Source organism: Limnochorda pilosa, assembly GCF_001544015.1.
GTDB lineage: Bacteria > Bacillota > Limnochordia > Limnochordales > Limnochordaceae > Limnochorda > Limnochorda pilosa.
The window spans coordinates 2,567,439-2,583,597 of sequence record NZ_AP014924.1 but is presented as its reverse complement, the minus strand read 5'-3'; the positions used below and the strand labels follow the sequence as shown (position 1 = coordinate 2,583,597).

Below are 16,159 nucleotides of genomic sequence, written 5' to 3'. Positions count from 1 at the left end.
TGCATGTCCGTTTCGACGCTGCACCTCTCGGGCACGGGCGCTGAGAAGACTGCCAAGCCGCCTGGATCGAATGTCGCCCTGCGGTCTGAACGATGCTCGCGTAAGCGGAGCGAAGCCGCTGGCGACTCGCCCCCTCCTCACGGATCGTCTTCCCCGAATGGAAGGCACCGCACCGCCCGCTCCGGCGCGGGCTACTCGGGGGGCTGCGATGCAGACCCCCCTCGCCGGGCTCCCGGGAAGGAAAGTTTTGTGCAAGCGACGAAGAAAACTTTTGCCGAACGAGGCGCTGGGCTTTCTGCCCGCGCCGGAGGAGGGGAGTTTCTTGGAGCCGACGACGAACCAGGCGCCGCCCGGGTGTCTGGCCCGGATCCGTGCCAGCTACTCGAGTTTGCGCCCGTCGGAGCGCCGGGTGGCCGACTTCGTACTCAAGCAGCCCGAACGGGTTACCGCCCTTTCGGTGACCGAGATGGCCGCCCGGGCCCAGACCAGCGAGTCCACGGTGGTGAAGCTTGCCCAGCGGTTGGGGTACAAGGGATACCAGCAGCTCAAGATGGTGCTGGCAGGTGAGGTGGGCTCCGCCCGGACGGCGGAGGGCCGGATCTACGGGGAGATCCGGGTGGGCGACAGCCTGGCCGACATCAAGGAGAAGCTGATCCGCTCGGAGATGCAGGGCCTGCAAGAGACGCTGCCGCTCCTGGACGAGGAGAGCTTGGCCCGGTCCCAGGAAGCGATCCTGGGCGCCCGCCGGATCCACTTCTACGGGGTCGGCGCCTCCGGCATGGTGGCCCTGGACGCACAGCACAAGTTCGCCCGCATCGGCCTGCCCGCCTGGGCCTACGTGGACCCGCACCAGGCCACCGCCTTCGCGAGCCTCCTGCGGGAGGGCGACGTGGCCATCGGCATCTCCTACTCGGGCAACACCCTGGACGTCCTGGAGGCGATCCAGACCGCGGGCCGGGCCGGCGCCACCACCGTCGCCATCACGGCCCAAATGGGATCGCCTCTGGCCCGGGCCGCTGCCATCACCCTGGTGACGGGAGCGGTGGAGTCCCCCTTCCGGAGCGGCGCCATGGTCTCCCGCATCTGCCAGCTGGCCGTGGTCGACATCCTCTTCATCGCCGTGGCCGTGCGCCGTCCCGACGAGTCCTTCGCGAGCCTCGAGCGGAGCCACCGGGCCGTGGAGCCCAGGCACGGGAAGACGTCCTAGGTCAGGCGGCGCGGGCAGCATCTCGAGGGCGGAACGCCCGATCCAGCCCGCGGGAACGGCCTTCCGAGCGGGTCGGGGCCGCTCGGACCGGCCTCGGGACGCGGGCCCGCCCCTCCCAGCGGAGAGGGGCGGGCTCAGGAAGACGGTGGCCCTGGCAGCCGGATCCCGGACGGGCCGGTCTAGAAGAGCCCGAACATGAGGGCCACGGTGACGGACAGGTTCTGGATCACGGCCGGGTCGGGACGGATGCCGGGGTCGTCGTTGGAGCTTCCAAGGGTCACGGGGTAGAGGTACGAGGCGGAGACCACCAGGTGGTTGACGGGCGTCAGCGAGAGCTCCATCCCCACCTCCGGCGCCAGGAGCACGAAGCCCTGGGAGGCCGAGCGGTGGATGGGGTAGTCGCGACCCACATTGGTGGGCTCAGCCCTCTTGTCCGTCAGCTTCAGCTCGTACCCGCCGCCGCCCACCAGGCCGCCCAGGGTGAAGCGCAGCCGGCCGCCGGGGTACGTCTCGCCCCGGCCCACGCCGGGACGGATCACGTACTGGAAGCGGGCGCCGCCGTAGCCGAGGCTGAACTGGGAGGTACCGCCCGAATCGTCGACGGTCAGCTCGCCGCCGGCGCCGAAGCCGCCGAAGCGCAGCGAGTTGAAGCCGCCGCCTCCCCCGCCGCCCCAGAGGAGCATGGGCCGGCCAGCCTCGAAGCTGGGGACGTCCCAGTTGTCGCCTTGGGCCGCGGCGACCGCGACGTTCAGCTTCTCCGCGTCGATCAAGACGAGGCTCAGGGCAGGGCCGCCGCCCCCTTCGGGGAAGTCGACGGGCATCTCGTCGTCGTGCCAGGAGTAGGTCTTGTCTTCCCACCGGGGCGGGGTGGGGTCGCCGTCGTCGGCGGCCGCGGGCGCGGCCGCGAGGGCGACGAGGACGAGGGCGGCCGGGAGGACCGCCATACCCAGCACGCGCCTGGCAAGGGAGCGGTGCAGGTGGAAACGCATCACGGGAGAAATCCCTCCTTGGCTCACGCAGGAGCCGGATCTGGAACGATCCGGAAGCCATTCTAAAGGGTTCCAGACGGCGGCGCAAGTGACCGCAGCCACGGGTTTCGGGGAAGGGGTCTCTCGTTCGCGTGTCACTGGGGTCATGGGCAAGCGGGGGTGGAATGGAGCGGGTCGTTCGCCGTCTGGCCAGCCCCCTGCCGGGGCGCGAGCGGGAGTTCGCGGTCTACTGGCTGGCCACCTTCCTCATCGACGGCGCCTGGGGGCTCACCATGCCGCTCCTCCCCGTCTACCTCTTCGAGACGGGCATGAGCCTTCCGGCCATCGGGCTGGTGCAGGCGCTGGCGGGGCTGGCCGCCTTCCTCTCCCAGGGGTGGATCGGCACCCTCTCGGACCGCCGGGCCAGCCGGCACCGGTACCTGATCCTGGCCGTGGCGGCCACGGCACCGGTCACGGTGGCCCTGGCCCACCTGCGCTCGCCGGTCCTCCTGGCCCTGGCGGTGACGGCCAACGGCCTCCTCATGACCACCTACGTGAGCATGCTCTACACGTCGGTGAGCGCCCTGGGCCGCCCGGGCACCGCCGGCCGCACCTTCTCCACCTACCGCATCAGTGGCTCCATCGGCTGGAGCCTCACCACCCTCTCCCTGGGATGGCTCCTGGCTTGGGGTGGCATCCGGGGGAGCTACCTGATCGCCGCCGGGGTGTACGCCCTGGTGACCCTGCTCCTGGTCCTGGGGCTGCGGCGTGCCGCGGCCCCGCGCCCGCGGGAGGCAGCGGTGCCGGCGGCAGGGGGCGGCGGCACCGGAGGCGGCCCACGAACCGGCCGGGACCGGCCGCCCCTGGAGGAGATGCCGGACCCCAGGCGCATCCTCAGCCATCCCGAGCTTCGCCTGTTCTACCTGGCTGGCGGGCTCTTCACCTTCGCCCAGATGTCCGGCATCGTCTACCTGCCGATCTACCTGCGGGAGACCCTGGGTGTCAGCGACGTCCTCTTCGGCGTGCTCCAGGCCATCCCGGCCATGTTCGAGGTGCCCTTCATGCTGGGCTTCGGGCGTTCGGGCGACCGGTGGGGCACGGCGGTGCCGCTGGCCGTGGGGTACCTGGGCGGCGTGGTCCGCTGGGCGATCCTCCCCTTTCTCGCGGCGCCCGCGCACCTGGCGGCCGTCCAGGCGCTGCAGGCTTTCAGCTTCTCGGCCGGGGAGATCCTCACGGTGAGCCACCTCTCCGAGCGGATCGGGCTTGCGGCCCGGGGCACGGCCGTGGGGATCCTCGCCTCCTTCCAGGCCCTGGGACGGGTGGCGGCGCCCTTCACGGCGGGCCTGATCGGCCAGGCTGCAGGCCTTCGGGCGGTCTTCTTTTCGGCGTCGGCCGCGCTGCTGGCGGCCACGATCCTGATGCAGGGATCCAACCTGGTGGAGCGTCGCACCCAGAGGCACGTTCCCTGCAACCCGGCGCCGGCGACCGCCGGCGGCTGCGCCGGGAAGCACGGCGAAGGCGGGGAATAGGGGGCATCGACGGTGAAGGAGCCGGAAGGCGGGGATGCTCCGAAGGAGTGAGGACGCTTGGTGACGAGAGGCGGCCGGGCGGGGGAGGGACCTCCCCGGCTCCTGCTGGGGATGATGGTGGGCACGTCCTGCGACGGGGTGAGCGCCTGCCTGGTGGAAAGCCACGGCCTGGGGCCCGAGCGGAGCGCGCAGGTGCTGCGGGTCGGCGAGGAGCCCTTTCCCGAGGGTCTCCGGCAGGGTATCTTCGGCCTCTACCCGCCGCACCGCTTCAGCGCCCGGCGCCTCCTGACCCTCCATCTGGAGGTGGGGCGCTTCCTGGGGGAGGCGGCCCGGCGGCTCATGGAGCAGGCCGGCCTCGAACCAGGCCAGCTCCACCTGGTGGCCTTCCAGGGGCCCATCCTCTATCACGACCCGGGCGCCGGCCAGATGGAGCTGGGTGAGCCGGCGCTGGTCGCCGAGGCCACCGGCGCGGTCACCGTCAACCGGCTCCGGGCGGCGGATGCGGCTGCGGGGGGCCAGGGCGCGCCCCTGAGCCCCTACGTGGACTACCTGCTCTTCCGGCACCGCGACGAGGGGCGGGCGGTGCAGAACCTGGGCGGGATTGCCAACGTCACGCCCCTCTTCGCCGGCATCGAGTCCCACCAGGTGACGGCCTTCGACACGGGGCCCGCCAACATGGTGATCGACGGGGTGGTGAGCCTGGTCACCGGCGGGCGGGAGTGCTTCGACCGCGACGGGCGCCGGGCCGCCCGGGGCCGGGTGGACGAGGCCCTGCTCGCGGAGCTCCTCGCCCACCCCTACTTCCGGCGCCCCCCGCCCAAGACCACCGGCCGGGAGGCCTTCGGGCTGCCCTACGCCCGGCGCCTGGTGGCCCGGGGCACGGCCAGGGGTCTGGGGCCGGACGACCTGGTGGCCACGGCCACGGCCCTCACGGCCGAGAGCCTCGCCCAGGCGTACGGCCGCTTCATCTTCCCCAGAGGGCCCATGCACAGGGTGATCCTGGGCGGCGGGGGCGTGCGGAACCCCACCCTGCGCGGGATGATCGCCCGCGCCCTGGCCCGGGAGGCGGCCGCCGCCGGTCGACCCGCGCCCGTGGTGGAGAGCCACGCGGACCACGGCCTCCCCGACGAGGGGCGGGAGGCCATCACCTGGGCCATCCTGGCCGACGAGGGGCTGCACGGGGTTCCGGCGAACCTCCCGTCGGTGACGGGCGCCCGCCACCCGGCCCGCCTGGGGCAGGTGAGCTGGCCCCCACCCCGAGGGCGCGTGTGAGGCGCAAGCCGGCTTCGGGCTCGGGCCCGGCGCAGGGCTCTGGGTGCAGGGCTGGCCTCCGGGTGGCGGCCCAGCCGTGCGGGGGATCCCAAGGGCGGTGGCCTGCGGGCGGTTCGCTACGACGTGGGAAAGGGGCGGGGTAGGGTGGAGCTGGACGGCGGCCGCTTGGAGCGGGCCTTCGGCGTGGTGGAGCACTTCGTGCAGGAGGGAAGCATCCCGGGAGCGGTCATCCTGGTGGGAACCCCCCGGGACGTGCACGGGCCCAGGGCGTACGGCTGGGCCTCCCTCCAGCCCATGCGCCGACCCATGCAAGAGGAGACCCTTTTCGACCTCGCCTCCCTCACCAAGGTGGTGGCGACCGCCGCCCTGGCCTGGCAGCTGCTGGACCAAGGGCGCATTCGCCTGGACGACCCGGTGAGCCTCTTCCTCCCCGGCTACGGCGCCCACGATCGCGGGCCCAGCCGCGAGTGGAAAGAGCAACTCACCCTCCGGCACCTCCTCACCCACACCTCGGGCATCTCGGGCTGGGAGCCCCTCTATCGACACCCCGGAAGCCCCGCCGACCGGCTCCAGCAGCTCCTGCGCTACCCGCTCCTCCAGCCGCCCGGCGAGCGGGTGGTCTACTCCTGCCTGGGATACATCCTACTGGGGTGGATCCTGGAGGTCGTGGCGGGGGCGCCTCTGGACCAGCTCGCCCGGGAGCGGCTCTACCAGCCGCTGGGCATGGAGGCGACCGGTTTCGTTCCGGCCCCCGACCTGAGGGAGCGGGCGGCGGCCACCGAGCTCGCCCCCGACACGGGGGAGGTCCTCCAGGGCGTGGTCCACGACGAGAACGCCCGCTTCCTGGGCGGGGTGGCGGGAAACGCAGGCCTCTTCGGCACCGCCCGGGACCTGGCCGCCTTCGCCCTCGAGGTGCTGAAGGCCCTGCGGGGCGAACCGGCCCTCTGGAGCCCCGCGGTGGTGCGGCTGGCCACCCGCAGCCTCACACCGGGGAAGGAAGAAGAGCGGGGCCTGGGCTGGCAGATCCACGGCGGCCGCCCCTTCTCCTCGGCAGGAGACCTCTTCAGCCCGGCCTCCTTCGGGCACACGGGCTTCACCGGTACCTCGCTCTGGATCGATCCCGAGCGGGAGCTCTTCGCCGTGCTCCTCACCAACCGGGTCCACCCCAGCCGCGACAACCAGGCCCACCTGCGCCTGCGGCCCCTCTTCCACAATGCGGTGGCCGCGGCGGCCGTGGGCGGAGGGGCGGCAACGGGCTGAAAGGCGGGGACGCGCTGAAGCGCCCGGGGCGCGGCGAAGTCTGCCCCGAACCGGTCGAGGCTTCCCGGGCGTACGGGGATCGGCCTAGAAAGGGGCGCTCAGCCAGACGGCCGGCGTCAGCTCGCCCTGGGTGTTCCAGGCCAGGTCCGCGTGGAGCTCGCCCAGGGCCGTGGCCACCACCAGGCCCGTGCCGTAGCCCACGGCCAGGTTCAGGTCCTCCCAGCGGCGGTCCGGCCCGAGGGCGTCGCCCGCGTCCGCGAAGAAGGCGAGCTGGAGCTGGGCCAACCGCAGGTCGAGGGGCAGGGGCACCCGGTGCTCGAGGCTCAGCGCCAGGAGCCACTCGCCCGTGCGATACTCGGACGGATAGCCCCGCAGCGGCACCTTGCCGCCCCCGCCCAGGCGCCAGAAGCAGCCGGGGAAGCCGTTGCTCCGGGCGGTGCCGCCGGCCACCTGCAGGCCGGTCCAGCCCCGCCGCAGCCTCGCCGTGGCCAGGTGGCTGGTGAAGGTGGTCCCCGAGTCCAGGGTACGGCCCCACACCGAGGTGAGGCCGGGCGTAAGGAGCCAGGGGCCGCCCAGGCGCAGGCGGTACGAGGCCTCGGTGCTCAGCAGCCACACCTCCGGCCCCTGGGACCCCTCGGCTTCCAGCGGCCAAAGACGGCCCTGGAAGCCGGTGAGCGTGACCCTGGCGCCGAAGGTGGGGTTCAGGGTCCAGCGAAGAGAGGCGCCCGTTTGGCCCTCCCGCCCCAGCACGAGGCTGCCCGGCCAGTCCTGGTACGCCATGGTGAGGCGGTGGCGCAGGGCGCCCAGGGTGACGCCGGCCCGGTAGTGGAAGCTCCCGGTGAAGAGGCCGTACCCGCCACCGCCGAAAAGCTCGGCGCGGCCGGCGCCGGCGAAGAGCTCCGCCCCGAGCACGCCGTTGTCCGCATCGATGATGGGCTGCACCGGCACCGGCGCCTGGGCCCGAGCGGCACCCCCCAGGGCCACCATCAGGATCGCCGCGAGCCACAGGGCCAAGAAGAGACGGAGTCCCCTCGGCCCACCTGCGCTCCCCGTCCGCCTCACGTGCGCCACCTCCCGCTCGTCCACCTCTCCTTCTCCCTTCACCGCGCCCGGGGCCCTTCCCTGGTGGCAAGGCGGTGCCTGGTGGCGCGGCAGTGCCGCCGAAGCGGTGGGGGTCGACGCCAGGCACGCGGGGTGCCGCGCGGGCATCCGTTGACGGCGCGGAAGGGCGCGCCTATACTGTTTCGCGACAGACCGACCCGTCGGTCTGTGAAAGTGTTGCGACGATTCAGCGCGTCTTTTGAGGAAAGGGAGGCGGGGTGGGCCCATGATCGCGTCCCGCGGCCGATCCACGGCCCCGGCGGCCAGCGAAACCGTTCCGATGCAGCCCACGGGCGGGAGCTACGCTGGCACCGGACAGGTCCGCGTCCATCCGGCGGCCACCCCCGTCGAGGTGGGCCGGCTGGAGGCCTTCCTGAGCCGGGCGATCGCGGAGGCCGGGCAGCGGGGGGAACCCCTGCTCGCGAGCTGGGTCTCGGCCATCCCCGCCCAGGACCCCCTCGTCCTCTTGACCCGTTCCGCCACACCCGGCGGCGTACGCCTCTTCTGGAGCGAGCTCTTGCACGCGGAGGGCCTGGGCGGCGCCCGGCTCACCCTGGTGGGCGCGGGGACGGTTCAGACTCTGCGCGGGGAGGGTGCCGGCGCCTTCCACACGACGCGGAAAGGGTGGAGGCGTCTGTCCGAAAGGGCGGTGACGGAGGGCCCCGCGGTTCCCGGCACCGGCCCCCTTTTCCTGGGTGGATTCGCGTTCGACCCACCGGACGAGGAGCCGTGGCACGGCTTTCCCGGTGGGCTCCTGATCCTGCCGGAGGCCCTGGTCACCTCCCGCGGGGACGAGGGCTGGCTCACCTTGAACGCCTGGGTCGAGCCCGGCGACGACCCGCAGGAGATCGCCCGTCGCCTCGCCCGAAAGGCCCTGCACCTCCTCGTGGCCCCTCGGGCGGTTCCCCCCGGCGCCAGCGGGGCGCCTCACGCAACCACGGGCGCCCTGGCGGTGCACGAGCCCGCCCCCGAGCCCTGGATGCGCGCGGTGGCCTCGGCCGCGGAGGCGGTGCGCCGGGGCCGGGTGCGGAAGGTGGTGCTGGCCCAAGCCGTGCGGGTACACCGGCCGGGCGGCTTCGACCCCGCCCGGGTCCTGGCGGCTCTGGCTGCCGCCAACCCCCGTGCCATCCACTTCGCGCTGGACCTGGGGGGAGCCACCTTCCTCGGCGCCTCGCCCGAGCTCCTGGCGCGGGTGCGGGACGGCTGGGTGGAGAGCATGGCCCTGGCCGGTTCCGCACCCCGGGGCGAGACGCCGGCCGAGGACGACCGCCTGGGCCGGGGGCTCCTGGAGAGCGTCAAGGAGCGAGAGGAGCACCAGGCCGTGGTGGACGCCCTGCGCGAGGGTCTTTCTCCCCTGACCGAGATCCTGGAGGTGAGCCCGGAGCCCCGGCTGCTGCGCCTGCCCACGGTGCAGCACCTGCACACGCCCCTCCGGGGGCGCCTTGCCCCGGGCACGGGGCTCCTGGACGTGGTGGAGAAGCTCCATCCCACGCCTGCCGTAGGCGGCTCGCCGCGGGAAGAAGCGCTCCGGCTGGTGCGGGCGCTGGAGGGGTGGAACCGGGGCTGGTACGCGGGCCCCATCGGCTGGGTCGACCCGGCAGGGAACGGCGCCTTCGCGGTCGCCATCCGCTCGGGGCTCCTGCGGGAAGACGGCGCCGACCTCTTCGCCGGCTGCGGCATCGTGGGCGGTTCCCGGCCCGAGGCTGAGGTCCGGGAGTGGCGGCTCAAGTTGCGCCCCTTCCTCACCGCCCTCGAGGAGGCGGCCCAGTGAACGCCTGGGAAGCCGCCGGGACTCCTGAGGCGGCCCACGTCTACCTGAGCGCCCTGATGGAGGCGCTGGTCCAAGCGGGCGTGCACCACCTGGTCTTCTGCCCGGGCTCCCGCTCGACGCCGGTCCTGCTCACGGCCCATCGAACCCCGAACCTTCGGCTCTGGCAGCACGTGGACGAGCGTTCCGCCGGTTTCTTCGCCCTGGGGATGGCCCGGGCCCTGGGGGAGCCGGTGGCCGTGCTGGTCACCTCCGGCACCGCCGCGGCCAACCTCCACCCCGCGGTGGCGGAGGCCCGCTACGGACGCGTCCCCCTGGTGCTGCTGACGGCCGACCGCCCCCGCGAGCTGCGGGAGGTGGGCGCACCCCAGACCATCGACCAGGTGGGCCTCTTCGGCCCCCACGCCAAGGCGTCCCTCGAGCTGCCCCTGCCCGAGGGCTCTCCCCGGATGGTGCGCCATGCCCAGGCCACCGGGGCCCGGGCGGCCGCCCTGGCCCGGGAGGCCCCCGCCGGCCCCGTCCACCTGAACCTGCCGCTGCGGGAGCCCCTCATCCCGAGGCCGCCCGCGGCCGGTCCGGGGGAGGAAGGCCTGGCCTCCCGGAACGCCCCCGCCGCGACCCTCGGAGGCATCCGGGTGGAGGCGGGGCGGCGCTCCCTGGAGCCCGAAGCCATCGCCTCCCTGGCAGAAGAGCTCCTCGCAGTCCGGCGCGGGCTGGTGGTGGTGGGCCCCCAGGACGACCCGTCCCTGGCCGGCCCGGTGGCCCGGCTCGCCCAGCGCCTGGGCTGGCCCCTGCTGGCGGACCCCCTGAGCCAGCTCCGCCAGGGCCCCGCGGGTGGCGGGCAGGAGGCCGCCCCGCGCATCACCACGTACGACGCCTTCCTCCGGGTCCCGGGCGCCTTCGAGCGCCTTGCGCCCGGTGGGGTCCTCCGGCTGGGCGCGGCGCCCGTCTCCAAGGTGCTGGGCCAGTTCCTGGAGCACCACGCCGGCGTCCCCCAGTGGGTGGTCGACGAGGCGCCCGCTTGGCGAGACCCGGCCCAGACCGCCACCCGTATGGTCTGGGCCGAGCCCCGGCGCCTGGCGGAGCAGCTGACGGCCGCCCTCTCAGCCGGAGAAGGGGCGGCGGACCCCGCCCGAGCCCTGGATCCCTTGGGAGTGCCGGAGCGCCCTTGGACCGGCGCTTCCGACCGAGCGGAAACGCCCTGGCTGGAGATGTGGCGGCGGCTGGAGGAGGCGAGCGCCGGGGCCCTGGCCGAAGCCGTGCACGCGCCGGAGCCCGGGGAGCTCTTCGAGGGCCGGGTCTTCGCCGAGCTCGCGTCGCTCCTGCCCGAGGGTTCCTTGCTCTTCGCGGGGAACAGCATGCCCGTCCGGGACCTGGACGCCTTCCACCGGGGCGCGGCGGGGGTGCGCGTCCTGGCCAACCGGGGCGCGAGCGGCATCGACGGCGTGGTCTCCAGCGCCCTGGGGGCGGCGGCCGGAGGCGGTGACGGCCCGGCGGTGCTGGTGCTGGGCGACCTCTCCCTCTACCACGACCTGAACGGGCTCCTGGCCGCCCGGCTCCACCGGATCCCCCTCACCGTGGTGCTCCTGCACAACGACGGGGGCGGCATCTTCTCCTTCCTGCCCCAGGCGACCCTGGGCGACGCCTTCGAGCCCCTCTTCGCCACGCCCACGGGCCTGGACTTCCGGCCCGCGGTGGAGATGTACGGCGGTCGTCTCCTGCGACCAGCGGGTTGGGAGGCCTTCCGGGAGGCGGTGCGGACGGGCCTGGAGGAGAGAGCGCTCACCGTGGTGGAGGTCCGCAGCGAGCGGAAACGGAACGCCGCCCTGCACCGGGAGGCCTGGCGGCGGGTGGAGGCGGCCGTGGCGCCCATCCTGGAGGTAGCCCGTCCATGACGGTGCGCCATCGCACCCTCACCCGGGAAGGCGCCCGCATCCACGTGGAGCTGGCGGGCCCGCCGGCGCCGACCTCGCAGCACCAGGGGAGTGGAAGCCCACCGGGTTCCGGCCAAAGGCTGGATTCCGGCCCCGCCCGGCACTCGCTCCGGGACCCCGCCCGGCCCCTGCTGCTCCTCCACGGCTTCACGGGGCGGGCCACCGTTTGGCGCCCCCTGCTGCCGGAGCTGGCCGCCGGGCGGGAGGTCATCGCCCCAGACCTGCTCGGGCACGGCGCCTCCCGGGTGGTGGACCCCCGGGCTCCGGCGGCCGAGCGCCACCGGATCGAGCGCCAGGCTGCAGACCTCCTGGCCGTCCTGGATCGGCTGGGGGTGGACCGGGCCGACGTGCTGGGCTACTCCATGGGCGGTCGCCTGGCGCTCTACCTGGCGGTGGCCCATCCAGAGCGGGTGAGCGCCCTGGTGCTCGAGAGTGCCTCGCCCGGGCTGGAAGACCCCCGCGAGCGCAGCGCCCGCAGGGCCCAGGACGAGGCACGGGCCGCCTTCATCGAGAGGGCGGGGATCCGGGCCTTCGTCGAACGCTGGGAGGCCCAGCCGCTCTTCGCCAGCCAGCGGCGGCTGCCGCCCGAGGTCTGGCGCCGCCAGCGCCGCCAGCGCCTGGCCTGCCGGGCCGAGGGCCTGGCCGCCTCGCTGCGGGGGATGGGGACGGGCGTGCACGAGCCCCTCTGGAGCCGCCTGCCGGAGGTGGAGGCTCCCACGCTTCTCTTGGCGGGCGCGCTCGACCCCAAGTTCACGGCCCTGGCGGCCCGCATGGCGGCCCGTCTGCCCCGGGCCCGAGCGGAGGTGGTTCCCGAGGCAGGCCACGCCGTTCACCTGGAGCAACCAGGGATCTTCGCCCGGCATGTGCGGGCCTTCCTGGACGAGGGACGCGAGACGAAGGACGCGACGAGATGAAGGACGCGAGAGGAGGACGCAGCCGGTGAGCATCACCTGGACTCCGGCCCGGCCGTACACCGACATCAGGTACGAGACCCACGGCGGCATCGCCAAGATCACCATCAACCGCCCGGAGGTGCGGAACGCTTTCCGGCCCCAGACCGTCATGGAGCTGATGGACGCCTTCGCCGCCGCCCGCGACGACCGCTCCATCGGCGTGGTCATCCTCACGGGGCAAGGGAAGGAGGCCTTCTGCTCCGGCGGCGACCAGAAGGTGCGGGGCGACGGCGGCTACGTGGGCGACGATCAGATCCCCCGCCTGAACGTCCTTGACCTGCAGCGGCAGATCCGCACCCTGCCCAAGCCCGTCATCGCCATGGTGGCCGGGTACGCGATCGGGGGCGGCCACGTGCTCCACCTGGTCTGCGACCTCACCATCGCCGCAGAGAACGCCGTCTTCGGCCAGACGGGCCCCCAGGTGGGCAGCTTCGACGCAGGCTACGGCGCCGGGCTGCTGGCCCGTACCGTCGGCCAGAAGAAGGCCCGGGAGATCTGGTACCTCTGCCGCCGCTACTCGGCGCGGGAGGCGCTGGAGATGGGCCTGGTGAACGCCGTGGTCCCCCTGGACCGGCTGGAGGAGGAGACAGTGGCCTGGGCGGAGGAGATCCTCCAGAAGAGCCCCACGGCCCTCCGCTTCCTGAAGGCTGCCTTCAACGCCGACACCGACGGGCTGGCGGGGCTCCAGCAGCTGGCGGGCGACGCCACGCTCCTCTTCTACCTGACCGAAGAAGCAAAGGAGGGTCGCAATGCCTTCCTCGAGAAGCGGAAGCCCGATTTCTCCAAGTTCCCCCGGTTCCCGTAGGGTGCGCCCGGCCACGATCGTCCGTAGCCCGAGCCGGCCCCCAGCGCCCGGCGGCCGGCCGGGTGGCCCGCCACCGGGCTCCGAGCCCGGCATCCCCGCCCCGGCCCCGGGCTCGAAGCTGGGCGTCTGGATCCACGCCGCCCGTCCCCTGACCCTGCCCGCCTCGGTGGCGCCGGTGATCGTGGCCAGCGCCGCCGCCCTGGGCGAGGGCCGCTTCCGCCCGGTCGTCTTGCTGGCCGCCCTGGTGGCCGCCCTGCTGATCCAGATCGGCGCCAACCTGGCCAACGACCTCTTCGACTTCAAGCGGGGCGCCGACACCACGGAGCGGACGGGGCCGGTCCGGGTCACCCAGGCCGGCCTCCTGAGCGAGCGGGAGGTGGCCGCGGGCACCGCCGTCACTCTGGGCCTCGCCTTCCTGGTGGGCCTCTACCTGGTCTGGGCGGGGGGATGGCCCATCCTGGCCGTGGGGATGGCCAGCATCGCCGGCGCGATCCTCTACACGGGCGGGCCCTGGCCCCTGGGCTACCACGGCCTGGGTGACCTCTTCGTCTTCATCTTCTTCGGGCTCGTGGCCGTGGTGACCACCTACTACCTCCACACGGGCGAGGCCGGCGCCGTCGCCTTCACTCTGGCGCTGCCCGTGGCCTTCATCGTCACCGACATCCTGGTGGTGAACAACCTGCGGGACATCGCCACCGACCGGGCCGCGGGCAAGCGCACCGTCGCGGTGCGCATCGGCGCCCGGGCCACCCGGATCCAGTACGTCCTCTTCCTGGCCGGGGCGTACGCGGTCCCGCTGGCGCTGGGCCTCACAGGACGGATGGGGTCCCTCTTCTGGCTGCCGCTCCTCAGCCTGCCCCTGGCCTACCGCCTGAGCCGAACGGTCCTGGGTGGCAGCGAGGGACCCGACCTCAACCGGGTGCTGAAGGGGACGGGGCAGCTCCACCTGCTCTTCGCGATCCTGCTGGGGCTGGCCCTCGTCTGGCGGCCCTGAGGCGGGTGCGCCGCGGTTGGCGGCCCGACGCCGCCCAAGGGAGGGTGAGGGGGACGACTGCTTCCATCTGGCCCGAGGTGGACTGGCTTCGCTGGCGAGCCGAGCATACGCCCGAACGGGAGGTGCTCCGCTTCGAGGGCCGCTCGTGGAGTTTCGGCGAGCTGGACCGCGAGGTCTCGCTCCTGGCCCGGCGCCTGGCCGTGCTGAGCGTGGGGGAGGGTGACCGCCTGGCGGTCCTCCTCTCCCCGGGGCCCCTCTTCGTCCAGGCGGTGCACGCGGTGGGCCGGCTGGGGGCCGTCCTGGTGCCCCTGAACACTCGCCTGGCCGCCCCCGAGCTCGTGTGGCAGCTAAAGGACGTGGAGGCCCGGCTCCTCCTCTACGACGAGGTCAGCGCCCCCCAGGCCGAGGCGATCGCCGCCCGCCTGCCTGGCCTGGCCGCGATCCGGGGCGGTCGCCTGGACGCCGTGGCTCCCGCCGACGTGCCTCTCCGCTTCCAGCTTGACCCCGCCGCCGTCCACACCATCGTCTACACCTCGGGCACCACCGGCCGGCCCAAGGGGGCCCAGCTCACCTACGGCAACCACGGCTGGAGCGCCCTGGTCTCAGCCCTCAACCTGGGCCTCTCCCCAGACGACCGGTGGCTCGCCCCCATGCCCCTCTTCCACGTGGGCGGCCTGGCCATCCTCTTTCGCAGCGTGATCTACGGCATCCCGACCCTGCTCCAGCCCCGCTTCGACCCCGACGCCGTCCACCGGGCCATCGACGTCGAGGGTGCCACGCTCCTTTCGGTGGTGAGCGCCATGCTGGCCCGGATGCTGGAGGTCCGAGGCGGGCGCCCCTACCCGCCTAGCCTGCGGGCGGTGCTGGTGGGGGGCGGCCCCGCCCCGCAGCCTCTGCTGGATGCCGCAGCGCGCCTGGGGATGCCCGTCGTCCCCACCTACGGCCTCACCGAGACCTCCTCCCAGGTGACGACCCTGGCCCCGGGCGAGGCGCCCCGCCGGCCGGGCTCATCGGGGCGGCCCCTCTTCGGCGTGGAGCTCCGCATCGAGCAGGACGACCGCCCCCAGCCCCCGGGGGAGCCCGGCGAGATCGCGGTGCGGGGACCCACGGTGATGGCAGGCTACTTCCGGCGGCCCGAAGAGTCGGCCAGGGCCCTGGCTGGAGGCTGGCTCCACACCGGCGACCTGGGCTACCTGGATCCCGAGGGCTACCTCTACGTCCTGGACCGCCGCGAGGACCTGATCGTCTCAGGCGGGGAGAACGTCTACCCGGCCGAGGTGGAGGCGGCCCTCCTGGCCCACCCTGCCGTGCTCGAGGCGGGCGTCACGGGCGTTCCGGACCCCCGCTGGGGCCAGGCCGTCCTGGCCGCCGTCCGTCTCCGCCCCGGCGCCCGAGTCACCGAGGAAGAGATCCGCGGTTTCTGCCGCGAGCGGCTGGCGGGCTACAAGGTGCCGGCCCACGTGCGCTTCGTGGACGCCCTGCCCCGCAACGCGGCCGGCAAGCTCCTCCGGCGGCGGCTGGCCGACTGACCCTCCCCTTCACGGACCGGCACGGGACCTCTTGCGCCGGACGGCCCTCTCGAGCTGCTGGATGAGCCTCCGCCGCGCGTGCCGGTAGGGCCGCCACCCCGCCCGCCCGAGCCGCTGGGTGAGGGCCGGCGGCGAGATCCCCAGTTCCTCCGCCAGGGCCCGCAGGGTGGACGCCCGCTCGGCCCGCTCGATCACGGTCCGCGTCTCGGCGGGCCACCGGGAACGGAGCCAGAGAAGCAGGTTCAGCCCGGCCGAGACGCCCGGGTCGGCCTCCGTGCCGGACTCGGCCGTCTCCAGCGGCACGCGGGCGTCCCTGGCCAGCCCGCACGCCCGCATGCTCTGGAGGGCCGGTTCGCTCAGCCGCTGGAGCCAGGTGCCGGTGTCGGGGACGGAGGGAATCGGTCCCAGCGCGAGCCCGACCGCGAAGCGTCCCAGCCCCCAAGCGTCCACCAGATACTCCAGCAGGCCGACCAGCGTCTCGGGGGCGTGGCGGGCCTCGACCCACCCTCGGACGAATCGGGTGCCGTTGAAGAGCACATGCGCCTCAGGAAAGCGGTCGCCCAGGATCCTGGCCAGCTCGGCGCCTTTCTCGTTGGCCAGCCTCGCCTTCCGGAACGAGGAAGGCTGCCGGTTCGTGGCGTCGATGGTGAGGTAGACGGCGAGCATGCGACGGCCTCCTTTGGAGCCGGTCGGGGGGCGCGTGGCATCGAGCATGGGCCTTTCCAGGCGTGTGTGAGATTAAGGCGATGCAGTTAACGTGTAGGCGTATGGTGAAGAAGAGAACAACGTGGCCCAAACCCGCATCGGGACTTGCACGCCGCCGACCGAACGATTTGGCG

General features: G+C 73.6%; 13 protein-coding genes. 10 read left to right on the top strand and 3 right to left on the bottom strand.

What is annotated here, in order from left to right:
* Positions 1 to 322 precede the first annotated feature (322 nt).
* Positions 323 to 1,207 carry a MurR/RpiR family transcriptional regulator gene (locus tag LIP_RS11345; protein ID WP_158509664.1) on the top strand — a complete coding sequence of 295 codons (885 nt, stop codon included), beginning with the start codon at positions 323 to 325 and terminating at the stop codon, positions 1,205 to 1,207.
* Positions 1,208 to 1,386: 179 nt separating this feature from the next.
* Here LIP_RS11345 and LIP_RS11340 read toward each other — a convergent pair whose 3' ends face one another.
* Positions 1,387 to 2,199: a hypothetical protein gene (locus LIP_RS11340; RefSeq protein ID WP_068138383.1), complete on the bottom strand. Its 813-nt coding sequence runs from the start codon at positions 2,197 to 2,199 to the stop codon at positions 1,387 to 1,389.
* 161 nt (positions 2,200 to 2,360) lie between these two features.
* On the opposite strand from LIP_RS11340, the gene LIP_RS11335 reads away from it, so the two are divergent.
* From LIP_RS11335 to LIP_RS11325, 3 genes are all read left to right on the top strand, one after another.
* Positions 2,361 to 3,704 carry an MFS transporter gene (locus LIP_RS11335; RefSeq protein ID WP_068138380.1) on the top strand — a complete coding sequence of 448 codons (1,344 nt, stop codon included), beginning with the start codon at positions 2,361 to 2,363 and terminating at the stop codon, positions 3,702 to 3,704.
* A 60-nt stretch (positions 3,705 to 3,764) separates the two neighbouring features.
* Entirely contained in the window at positions 3,765 to 4,976 is a 1,212-nt protein-coding gene (locus tag LIP_RS11330) for an anhydro-N-acetylmuramic acid kinase (protein ID WP_231699424.1), read from the top strand.
* A 144-nt stretch (positions 4,977 to 5,120) separates the two neighbouring features.
* The gene (locus LIP_RS11325; protein ID WP_068138374.1) at positions 5,121 to 6,236 is read left to right on the top strand and encodes a serine hydrolase domain-containing protein; all 1,116 of its coding nucleotides are present in this window, start codon (positions 5,121 to 5,123) and stop codon (positions 6,234 to 6,236) included.
* An 84-nt stretch (positions 6,237 to 6,320) separates the two neighbouring features.
* Here LIP_RS11325 and LIP_RS11320 read toward each other — a convergent pair whose 3' ends face one another.
* A complete protein-coding gene (locus LIP_RS11320) occupies positions 6,321 to 7,322 on the bottom strand; it encodes a BamA/TamA family outer membrane protein (protein ID WP_158509663.1) in 1,002 nt (333 codons plus the stop codon).
* Positions 7,323 to 7,563: 241 nt separating this feature from the next.
* Here LIP_RS11320 and LIP_RS11315 point away from each other — a divergent pair, with 241 nt between their 5' ends.
* The 6 genes from LIP_RS11315 to menE are packed head-to-tail and all read left to right on the top strand — an operon-like array spanning position 7,564 to position 15,320.
* Positions 7,564 to 9,108, top strand: a complete 1,545-nt coding sequence (locus tag LIP_RS11315; protein WP_068138370.1) for an isochorismate synthase — start codon at positions 7,564 to 7,566, stop codon at positions 9,106 to 9,108.
* Positions 9,105 to 11,000, top strand: a complete 1,896-nt coding sequence (gene menD, locus LIP_RS11310) for a 2-succinyl-5-enolpyruvyl-6-hydroxy-3-cyclohexene-1-carboxylic-acid synthase (RefSeq protein ID WP_198409515.1) — start codon at positions 9,105 to 9,107, stop codon at positions 10,998 to 11,000. Before LIP_RS11315 ends, menD begins: the two co-directional genes overlap by 4 nt.
* Entirely contained in the window at positions 10,997 to 11,953 is a 957-nt protein-coding gene (gene menH / locus LIP_RS11305; protein WP_082726231.1) for a 2-succinyl-6-hydroxy-2,4-cyclohexadiene-1-carboxylate synthase, read from the top strand. The genes menD and menH overlap by 4 nt, the downstream gene beginning before the upstream one ends.
* 25 nt (positions 11,954 to 11,978) lie before the next feature.
* Complete coding sequence (gene menB / locus LIP_RS11300; protein ID WP_068138368.1) at positions 11,979 to 12,797, top strand: 1,4-dihydroxy-2-naphthoyl-CoA synthase; 819 nt, start codon at positions 11,979 to 11,981, stop codon at positions 12,795 to 12,797.
* 1 nt (position 12,798) lies between these two features.
* Positions 12,799 to 13,791, top strand: a complete 993-nt coding sequence (locus tag LIP_RS11295; RefSeq protein ID WP_198409514.1) for a 1,4-dihydroxy-2-naphthoate polyprenyltransferase — start codon at positions 12,799 to 12,801, stop codon at positions 13,789 to 13,791.
* Between the two features lie 44 nt (positions 13,792 to 13,835).
* Positions 13,836 to 15,320, top strand: coding sequence for an o-succinylbenzoate--CoA ligase (gene menE, locus LIP_RS11290; RefSeq protein WP_198409513.1), 1,485 nt, complete (start codon positions 13,836 to 13,838; stop codon positions 15,318 to 15,320).
* A 9-nt stretch (positions 15,321 to 15,329) separates the two neighbouring features.
* Here the strand turns inward: menE and LIP_RS11285 are convergent, their stop codons facing one another.
* Entirely contained in the window at positions 15,330 to 15,986 is a 657-nt protein-coding gene (locus LIP_RS11285) for a hypothetical protein (RefSeq protein ID WP_068138366.1), read from the bottom strand.
* Positions 15,987 to 16,159 lie beyond the last annotated feature (173 nt).

Coding starts and splice junctions, on each gene's coding strand:
- menH (WP_082726231.1), top strand. CDS start 10,997: ATGACGGTGCGCCATCGCACCCTCACCCGGGAAGGCGCCCGCATCCAC.
- LIP_RS11335 (WP_068138380.1), top strand. CDS start 2,361: ATGGAGCGGGTCGTTCGCCGTCTGGCCAGCCCCCTGCCGGGGCGCGAG.
- LIP_RS11315 (WP_068138370.1), top strand. CDS start 7,564: ATGATCGCGTCCCGCGGCCGATCCACGGCCCCGGCGGCCAGCGAAACC.
- LIP_RS11285 (WP_068138366.1), bottom strand. CDS start 15,986: ATGCTCGCCGTCTACCTCACCATCGACGCCACGAACCGGCAGCCTTCC.